Source organism: Pseudomonas sp. PDM17, from assembly GCF_014851985.1.
Lineage (GTDB): Bacteria > Pseudomonadota > Gammaproteobacteria > Pseudomonadales > Pseudomonadaceae > Pseudomonas.
Genome location: NZ_JACVAT010000012.1, coordinates 146700 through 155650 on the forward strand (window position 1 = coordinate 146700; position 8951 = coordinate 155650).

Annotated in this window: 7 protein-coding genes; 3 read left to right on the forward strand and 4 right to left on the reverse strand. The window is 67.3% G+C overall.

All coding sequences use genetic code 11. The features are described from left to right. Positions 1-22: 22 nt before the first annotated feature. The 4 genes from IB256_RS29970 to IB256_RS29985 are packed head-to-tail and all read right to left on the reverse strand — an operon-like array spanning position 23 to position 5206. Positions 23-241 (reverse strand): formate dehydrogenase subunit delta, encoded by a 219-nt coding sequence (locus IB256_RS29970; protein ID WP_192224475.1) that lies wholly within the window; start codon positions 239-241, stop codon positions 23-25. Further along, complete coding sequence (fdhF, locus tag IB256_RS29975) at positions 238-3174, reverse strand: formate dehydrogenase subunit alpha (RefSeq protein ID WP_192404958.1); 2937 nt, start codon at positions 3172-3174, stop codon at positions 238-240. The genes IB256_RS29970 and fdhF overlap by 4 nt, the downstream gene beginning before the upstream one ends. Next, complete coding sequence (locus IB256_RS29980) at positions 3171-4730, reverse strand: formate dehydrogenase beta subunit (RefSeq protein WP_192404959.1); 1560 nt, start codon at positions 4728-4730, stop codon at positions 3171-3173. Before IB256_RS29980 ends, fdhF begins: the two co-directional genes overlap by 4 nt. Beyond that, positions 4724-5206 (reverse strand): formate dehydrogenase subunit gamma, encoded by a 483-nt coding sequence (locus IB256_RS29985; RefSeq protein WP_192404960.1) that lies wholly within the window; start codon positions 5204-5206, stop codon positions 4724-4726. Before IB256_RS29985 ends, IB256_RS29980 begins: the two co-directional genes overlap by 7 nt. Positions 5207-5590: 384 nt before the next feature. Between IB256_RS29985 and IB256_RS29990 the strand changes: the two genes are divergently transcribed. From IB256_RS29990 to IB256_RS30000, 3 genes are all read left to right on the forward strand, one after another. After that, the gene (locus IB256_RS29990) at positions 5591-5959 is read left to right on the forward strand and encodes a c-type cytochrome (protein ID WP_081518385.1); all 369 of its coding nucleotides are present in this window, start codon (positions 5591-5593) and stop codon (positions 5957-5959) included. 16 nt (positions 5960-5975) lie between these two features. After that, positions 5976-7370: a D-arabinono-1,4-lactone oxidase gene (locus IB256_RS29995; protein ID WP_412547980.1), complete on the forward strand. Its 1395-nt coding sequence runs from the start codon at positions 5976-5978 to the stop codon at positions 7368-7370. Positions 7371-7454: 84 nt separating this feature from the next. Next, positions 7455-8663 (forward strand): DSD1 family PLP-dependent enzyme, encoded by a 1209-nt coding sequence (locus IB256_RS30000; protein ID WP_192295334.1) that lies wholly within the window; start codon positions 7455-7457, stop codon positions 8661-8663. Positions 8664-8951 lie beyond the last annotated feature (288 nt).

The window sequence follows — 8951 nt, forward strand, 5'->3', positions numbered from 1 at the left end:
GGGCCGGGTGCGGTGTGGTCGGTCAGGCTTGCGCCGTTTCCGTCAGCGCCGCCTGCACCAGGGCATGCAACTCGGTGCCGGGATGATTGACGTGCCAGTCCTTCAGGTCGCGGCGCATGGCCGGCGTCCAGAAGTTCTGCAGGTGCTGCTGCACGCCGTGGACCGCCAGGGCATGGTCCGATTCGGTGGAGAAGTACTGGCCGATCTGGTTGGCCATCTTGATCAGGTTCTCGACGCTCATCGACGGACCTCGACTTTCTCGACTTTCTCGACTTTCTCGGCTTTTTCGGCCTTCTCGCCTTGGGCGTGGCGGCGCTCCTTGAGCAGGCGCCGCTGTTCGTCACTGAACGCCTGGTAGCGCTTCTGCCATTCCGAAGGCTGGAACACGCGCACCACCTCCACCGCCGTAACCTTGTATTCCGGGCAGTTGGTGGCCCAGTCGGAGTTGTCGGTGGTGATCACGTTGGCGCCCGATTCGGGGAAGTGGAAGGTCGTGTAGACCACCCCCGGCGCCACGCGCTCGCTGACCCTGGCGCGCAACACCGTCTGCCCGGCGCGGCTGCCCACGCCGACCCAGTCGCCGTCGCTGATGCCACGGCTCTCGGCGTCGCTGGCGTGGATTTCCAGGCGGTCTTCCTCGTGCCAGGCGACGTTGTCGGTGCGTCGGGTCTGCGCACCGACGTTGTACTGGCTGAGGATGCGCCCGGTGGTGAGCAGCAGCGGGTAGCGGGCGTTGACCTTCTCCTCGGTGGGCACGTAGCCAGTGAGCATGAAGCGCCCCTTGCCGCGCACGAACTGCTCGATGTGCATGGTCGGGGTACCGTCCGGTGCGGCATCGTTGCACGGCCACTGCAGGCTGCCATGGCGGTCCAGTTCGGCGTAGCTGACGCGGGTGAAGGTCGGCGTCAGGCGGGCGATCTCGTCCATGATCTGCGAAGGATGGGTGTAGTTCATCGGGTAGCCCAGGGCATTGGCCAGGGCCACGGTATCTTCCCAGTCGGCCTTGCCGCCGAGGGGCTCCATCACCTTGCGCACACGGGAGATGCGCCGCTCGGCGTTGGTGAAGGTGCCGTCCTTCTCGAGGAAGGAGCTGCCCGGCAGGAACACGTGGGCGAACTTGGCGGTTTCGTTGAGGAAGATGTCCTGCACCACCACGCACTCCATGGCGGAAAGGGCGGCGGTGACGTGCTGGGTGTTGGGGTCGCTCTGGGCGATGTCCTCGCCCTGGCAGTACAGCGCCTTGAAGGTACCGCCAAGCGCCGCTTCGAACATGTTGGGGATGCGCAGGCCGGGGTCGGGCTGCAGGGTCACGCCCCAGGCCTGTTCGAACTGGCTGCGCACCGTCTCGTTGGAAATGTGCCGGTAGCCGGGCAGTTCATGGGGGAAGGAGCCCATGTCGCACGAGCCCTGCACGTTGTTCTGCCCGCGCAGCGGGTTCACCCCAACGCCCTCGCGGCCGACGTTGCCGGTGGCCATCGCGAGGTTGGCGATGCCCATCACGGCGGTACTGCCCTGGCTGTGCTCGGTGACACCCAGGCCGTAGTAGATCGCCGCGTTGCCGCCGGTGGCGTAGAGGCGCGCGGCGGCGCGGATCTCTTCGGCGGGCACGCCGCACACCGGGCCGAGCACTTCCGGGGCGTTCTCCGGCAGGCTGACGAAATCGCGCCAGCGGATGAAGTCACTGGCTTCGCAGCGTGCGTCGACGAAGTCCTGCTTGACCAGGCCCTCGGTGACGATGACATGGGCCAGCGCGTTGAGCATGGCGACGTTGGTGCCGGGGCGCAGTTGCAGGTGCAGCTCGGCGCGGGCGTGGGGCGAATCGACCAGGTCGATGCGCCGCGGGTCGATGACGATCAGCTGCGCGCCCTGGCGCAGGCGGCGCTTGAGCTGCGAGCCGAACACCGGGTGGGCGTCGGTGGGGTTGGCACCCATCACCAGCACCACGTCGGACTGCATCACCGAGTCGAAGCTCTGGGTGCCGGCGGATTCGCCCAGGGTCTGCTTGAGGCCGTAGCCAGTGGGCGAGTGGCAGACCCGCGCACAAGTATCGACGTTGTTGTTGCCGAATGCCGCGCGCACCAGCTTCTGCACCAGGTAGGTCTCTTCGTTGGTGCAGCGGCTGGAGGTGATGCCGCCGATGGAGTCGCGCCCGTATTTCGTCTGGATCCGGCGGAATTCGCTGGCGGCGTAGGTGACGGCTTCGTCCCAGCTGACTTCCTGCCAGGGGTCGCCGATGTGCTTGCGGATCATCGGTTTGGTGATACGGTCCGGGTGCGTGGCGTAGCCCCAGGCGAAGCGGCCCTTGACGCAGGAGTGGCCGTGGTTGGCCTGGCCGTTCTTGTCCGGGACCATGCGCACCAGTTGGTTGCCCTTCATTTCCGCGCGGAAGGAGCAACCCACGCCGCAGTAGGCGCAGGTGGTGATGACGGCGCGTTCCGGCTGACCGATCTCGACCACGCTCTTTTCCATCAGCGTGGCAGTGGGGCAGGCCTGCACGCAGGCGCCGCAAGAGACGCATTCGGAGTCGAGGAAGTTCTCGCCCCCGGCCGCCGCCACGCGGGACTCGAAGCCGCGCCCTTCGATGGTCAGGGCGAAGGTGCCCTGGGTTTCCTCGCAGGCGCGCACGCAGCGGTTGCAGACGATGCACTTGCTCGGGTCGTAGTCGAAGTAGGGGTTGGAGACGTCTTTCTGGTCCTTCAGGTGGTTGGCGCCGTCGTAGCCGTAGCGCACCTCGCGCAGGCCGACCTGGCCGGCGACGGTCTGCAGTTCGCAGTTGCCGTTGGCCGAGCAGGTCAGGCAGTCCAGCGGGTGGTCGGAGATGTACAACTCCATCACGTTGCGCCGCAAGTCAGCCAGCTTCGACGTCTGCGTGCGCACCACCATGCCTTCGCTCACCGGCGTGGTGCAGGAGGCCGGGTAGCCGCGCATGCCGTCGATTTCCACCAGGCACATGCGGCATGAGCCGAAGGCTTCCAGGCTGTCGGTGGCGCAGAGTTTCGGGATGGTCGTGCCCAGCAGGGCGGCGGCACGCATCACCGAGGTGCCGGCGGGCACGCTGATCTCGCGGCCGTCGATGCTCAGGCTGACCTGCACGTCGCTGTCGCGCGCGGGTGTGCCGAAGTCGATGTCGCTGGCGCTGCCAGCAGACGAGGAGGGATCGAAGTAGTTGATCACTGGTCGGCCTCCGAAGTCGCCAGACCGAAGTCGGCGGGGAAGTGCTTGAGGGCGCTGGCCACGGGGAAGGCGGTCATTCCGCCGAGGGCGCAGAGCGAGCCGTATTGCAGGGTGTCGCAGAGGTCGCTGAGCAACTGCGCCTGTTCTTCGCGGGCGCTGATGTCGGTGGCGGCGATCAGCCGGTCTACCACCTCCACGCCACGGGTCGAACCGATGCGGCAGGGCGTGCACTTGCCGCAGGATTCCTCCGCGCAGAATTGCAGGGCGAAGCGTGCCATGCGTGCCATATCCAGGCGGTCATCGGCCACCACCACGCCACCGTGGCCGAGCATGGCGCCGACGGCGGCGAAGGCTTCGTAATCCAGCGGGGTGTCGAACTGCGACGGGGGCACCCAGGCACCCAGCGGGCCGCCGACCTGCGCGGCCTTCAGCGGGCGGCCGCTGGCAGTGCCGCCGCCGTAGCCCTCCACCAGCTCGCGCAGGGTCAGGCCGAAGGCGCGTTCCACCAGCCCGCCGTGACGGACGTTGCCGGCCAGCTGGAAGGGCATGGTGCCCAGCGAGCGGCCCATGCCGAAGTCGCGGTAGAACGCTGCGCCCTTCGCCAGAATGATTGGCACCGAGGCCAGGGTGAGCACGTTATGCACCAGCGTCGGCAGGCCGAACAGACCCTGCAGCGCGGGCAGCGGCGGCTTGGCTCGGACCACGCCGCGCTTGCCTTCCAGCGAGTCCAGCAGGGCGGTTTCCTCGCCGCAGATATAGGCGCCGGCGCCGGCGCGCACTTCCAGCTCGAACGTGCGGCCGCTGCCACAGACGTCTTCACCGAGGAAGCCGGCGTCGCGGGCGAGCTTCAGTGCCTGGTTCAGGGTGGCGATGGAGTCCGGGTATTCCGAACGCACGTAGAGGTAGCCCATGCTTGCGCCGACAGCGAGGCCGGCGATGGCCATGCCCTCGATCAGCAGGAAGGGATCGCCCTCCATCAGCATGCGGTCGGCGAAGGTGCCGGAATCGCCTTCGTCGGCGTTGCACACCACGTACTTCTGGCTGCCGGCGGCATCGCGCACCGTGCGCCACTTGATGCCGGCGGGGAAGGCCGCGCCGCCACGGCCGCGCAGGCCGGAATCGAGCACCGCGGCGACGACCTCGGCGCCGTCCATGCCGATGGCGCGGGCCAGGCCTGCGAAGCCGCCGTGGGCGCAGTAGTCGTCCAGCGACAGCGGCCGGGTGATGCCGGCGCGGGCGAAGAGCAGGCGTTGCTGGCTCTTCAGGTAGGGCAGCTCTTCCACCAGGCCCAGGGCCAGCGGATGGCTGGCCGGGTCACCGCCGAGCGCATCGAGCAGGGCTGGCACGTCGTCGACCGTGAGCGGGCCGAAGCCCAGCCGGCCGGCGTCGCTCTCCAGCTCCAGCAGCGGCTCCAGCCAGTACAGGCCACGCGAGCTGGTGCGCTGGATGTCCAGCGGCAGCTGGCGGCGCTCGGCCTCGGCGACCAGGGCGTCGGTCACTTCGTCGGCGCCCACCGCGCGGGCCACCGAATCGCAGGGAACGAACAGCTTCAGCATGCGGCGTCCTCCCGGCAACCGTTCACCAGCTCGCGCAGGCGTTCGGCGGTGAGGCGCGCGTGCACCCGGCCGTCCAGTTCCAGCGCGGGCGAGCAGGCACAGGCGCCCAGGCAGTAGACCGGACGCAGGGCGATACGGCCGTCGGCGCTGGTGCCGTGGTCGTCCAGTTCGAGCTGCTCGCGCAACTGCGCGGCCAGGGCATCGGCGCCCCGGCTCTGGCACGACTCGGCCCGGCACAGGCGCAGCGTATGGCGGGCCGGCGGCGTGGTGCGGAAGTCGTGGTAGAAGCTGATCACCCCGTGCACCTCGGCGATGCTGAGGTTCAGAGCGTGGGCGATTTCCGGGAGGGCATCGTCGGGGATGTAGCCGACGCAGTCCTGGATGGCGTGCAGCACCGGCAGCAGGGCGCCGGGCGTGGCCTTGAGACGTTCCAGCACATCGTGGATCAGGGGCAGGTGAAGCGAATCATCAGGCATACAGCGCACCTCGACATCGCGGGCGCCTGCGATGGGCGGCGGCCCGGAATCCTTCGGCGGCGGCGAACCGGCCACGTCACGGTCTGCGTGGCTTTGCGGGGCGCCATCGTTCTTATGGGGTGTTGCCGTCCGGCCAGGCATCTGTGCGCGCCTGGTCCTCGACAGTAGGAAAGATTGCCATCCCTCTGGATTAGGGATAGCACTCGAACGACCCTGCGCATCCTGAAACCGACAAGGGACCCAAACCGCCACCTTGTCCGCTCAGAGCCCCCTTATTGGCCGGTAATGCCCTCAGGTGCGGCCGCTGCCCGCCTTAACCTGCCAGCTACCCATGACAACAAGAATCCGCGCCGTCGCCGCGCGCGGGAAGAAAAGGGGAGCACCATGCATAAACCCGCAACACCCTGGCTTGCGCTTGCCTTGCTGGCCCTGACCGGCCTGCTCGGCGGCTGTGGCGACGATGCCGCGCCGCCGGTGGCCCGCAACGCTGCCGTCCTGTCGCCCGCTGATCCCGCGCTGGCGAAGATCTATGACAGCAGCTGCAAGCTCTGCCACGCCAACCCGGCCTCCGGAGCGCCGCAGACCGGTGACGCGAAGGCCTGGCAACCGCGTGTCGCCCAGGGCGCCGACAGCCTGCTGGACCACAGCATCAACGGCTTCAAGGGCATGCCGCCGATGGGCATGTGCATGCAGTGCTCGGAGGAGGAGTTCCTCGCGCTGATTTCCTTCATGTCCGGCCAGTCGGTCCAATAAGCGCGGGGTTCCTTCGATGCCAATTCATCTCACCCGCCGTCAGCTGCTGCAGAACGCGGGCATTGCCGGCGCATTCGCGGCGCTGTCGAGCAGCCCGCTGGCAGCCGAGCTGGCCCGTGCGCCACGGCTGATTCCCTGGCGCAACTGGTCCGGCGGGCAGAGCTGCCTGCCGGCGGCTCGCCTGGCGCCACAGAGCCTTGACGAACTGGTCCAGGTCATCCGCCAGGCCCAGGGCAAGGTCCGTCCGGTGGGCTCGGCGCATTCCTTCAGCGCCCTGGTGCCCACCGACGGCACGCTGGTTTCGCTGGCCTATTTCAATGGCCTGCTCGGCCACGACGCCGACACATTGCAGGCAGAATTCGCCGCCGGCACGCCCATGTCGCTCATGGGGCCGGCGCTGAAGGAGATCGGCCAGGCGCTGCCGAACATGTCGGACATCGACTACCAGACCCTGGCCGGGGCGATCTCCACCTCGACCCACGGCACCGGCGTTGGCTTTGGTTCCTATTCCTCCCACGTCACCGGCCTGCAACTGGTGACTGCCAGCGGCGAGGTGCTGGACTGCGACGCCCAACGCCATCCCGAGGTGTTCAACGCCGCACGGGTGTCCCTCGGTGCCTTCGGCATCGCCACCCGCGTGCGTCTGCAGAATCGCGCGGCCTTCCGCCTGCATGAACGGCAGTGGATCGCCAGCACCGAAGAACTGCTGGAGGACGTGGAAAAGAACACCCGCGAAAACCAGCACTGGGAAATGCAGGTGCTGACCCATTCCGACTACGCGCTGTCGATCGCCCTCAACGAGACCACCGACCCGGCAACGCCGCCGCTGGACCCGGCCAAGGAGGGGGGCAACGAATACGTCAGCATCATCGAGGGCCTGGACAAGTACGGCAGCGACTTCCCCGTGGCGCGGCGCTTCCTGCTCAACAGCCTGCGCCACATCGCCAGTTTCGACGACCGCATCGGCGACTCCTACGACGTCTTTGCCAACGTGCGCAACGTGCGCTTCAACGAGATGGAGTATTCGGTCCCGGCCGAACATGGCCCGGCCTGCCTGCGCGAGATTCTCAAGCTGATCAACGACAAGGACCTGCGCACCTGGTTCCCCATCGAGTACCGCTACGTGAAGGCCGACGACATCCCGCTGAGCATGTTCGAGGGGCGCGACAGCTGCTCGATCTCCGTGCACCAGCACTACAGCATGGACCACCACAATTTCTTCGCCGCCGTCGAGCCGATCTTCTGGAAGTACGCCGGCCGGCCGCACTGGGGCAAGCTGCACACGCTGAACGCGCGCACGCTGCAACCGCTGTATCCGCGCTGGAAGGAATTCACCGAGGTGCGCCGCGAGCTGGACCCGCAGGGCAAGTTTCTCAATGCCCACCTGTCATCGATCCTGGGCGTGGCCTGACAAGGAAGAATCACCATGAAACGACGCAACTTCATCGTCGGCGCGGCGGGGGCGGGCGTGTTGCTCGCCGGTGCCGGCGCCTGGCTGCGACCGAGCGACCACGGCGCGCCCTATGACGACTACTTCGCCCGGCTCAACCGCGAGCTGCGCGAGCACGGGCCGATGCGCCCGGTGATGCTGATCGACCTCGACCGGCTGGATCACAACGTCGACGTGGTAATGCAGTCGGTGGCCCGCACCGGCAAGCACCTGCGCGTGGTGGAGAAGTCCCTGCCGTCGCCGCAACTGCTCGATTACATCGCCAGGCGCGCCGGCACCCGGCGGATGATGTCGTTCCACCAGCCCTTCCTCAACCACGACGCCGAGCGCTTCCCCGATTCCGACCTGCTGCTGGGCAAGCCACTGCCGGTGGGCTCGGCGCAGCAGTTCTATGAGAACCTGCGCGGTCCCTTCGACCCGACCACCCAGCTGCAATGGCTGCTCGACACCCCCGAACGCCTGCAGCAGTACCTGGCGCTGGCGCAAGGGCGCAACACCCGGCTGCGGGTCAACATCGAACTGGACGTCGGCCTGCACCGCGGCGGCGTGGCTGATCACGAAACCCTGGGCCGGATGCTCAGGATCATCGGCGCCAACCCGCAGCACCTGGAGTTCGCCGGCTTCATGGGCTACGACCCCTTCGTCGGCATGGGCGTGCCCGAGGTCCTCGGCTCCTCGGAAGAACTCTTCGCCAAGGTGATGACGCTCTACGACGGCTTCGTCGACTACGCCCGCACCCAGCACCCGACGCTGTGGAAGCCGGGCCTGACGCTCAATACCGCCGGCAGCCCGAGCTACAAGATGCACGAGAACGAACGCACCAGCACCGAGGTGTCGGTGGGTTCGGCGCTGGTCAAGCCGACCCACTACGACCTGCCGTCGCTGGTGGAGCACCAGCCCGCCGCCTTCATCGCCACGCCGGTGATCAAGAGCACCGGCCCGGTGCAGATTCCGGCGCTGGACGACAAGTCGAAGCTGTTCTCCTGGTGGGACCCGAACCAGCGCGAGACCTTCTTTGTCTATGGCGGCAACTGGATGGCCGAGCCCGAATCGCCCCGTGGCCTGCAATTCAACGGCCTGTACGGGCGCAGTTCCAACCAGGAGATGGTCAACGGCTCCAGCGCCGTGGGCCTGAAGGTGGACGACCAGGTGTTCCTGCGGCCGACCCAGTCCGAGTCGATCCTGCTGCAATTTGGCGACCTGCTGGCCGTGCGGGGAGGGCGCATCGTCGAGCAGTGGCCGGTCTATAGCTGAGTCTCTGAGCGCGCTCCTAAAAGCCTCAGGTCATCGGCCTGAGGCTTTTTCTGTCTGCAGCCGACTCACTAATTCGGTTTCGTGCGACCGCACCGATGCCTGTACTTTGGGTTGACGAATGATCAGACGCCCTTTACGGACCGGGCTGACTGACAAGGCCGCAGCCTAACTGGTGGGATCGACGTTCTCCCCGGAACGGACGCCCGCCATGCTCATCGATGCCGCCCACCGCTTCTTCGATCACAGTCGTCATACGCTTAGTATCAGGGACGTCACCGCGCCGCTCGA

What these genes read in the sequence shown, in the direction of transcription:
- IB256_RS29970 (WP_192224475.1), bottom strand. Translation starts at nt 241, where the DNA reads ATGAGCGTCGAGAACCTGATCAAGATGGCCAACCAGATCGGCCAGTAC.
- IB256_RS29980 (WP_192404959.1), bottom strand. Translation starts at nt 4,730, where the DNA reads ATGCTGAAGCTGTTCGTTCCCTGCGATTCGGTGGCCCGCGCGGTGGGC.
- IB256_RS29985 (WP_192404960.1), bottom strand. Translation starts at nt 5,206, where the DNA reads ATGCCTGATGATTCGCTTCACCTGCCCCTGATCCACGATGTGCTGGAA.
- IB256_RS29990 (WP_081518385.1), top strand. Translation starts at nt 5,591, where the DNA reads ATGCATAAACCCGCAACACCCTGGCTTGCGCTTGCCTTGCTGGCCCTG.
- IB256_RS29995 (WP_412547980.1), top strand. Translation starts at nt 5,976, where the DNA reads ATGCCAATTCATCTCACCCGCCGTCAGCTGCTGCAGAACGCGGGCATT.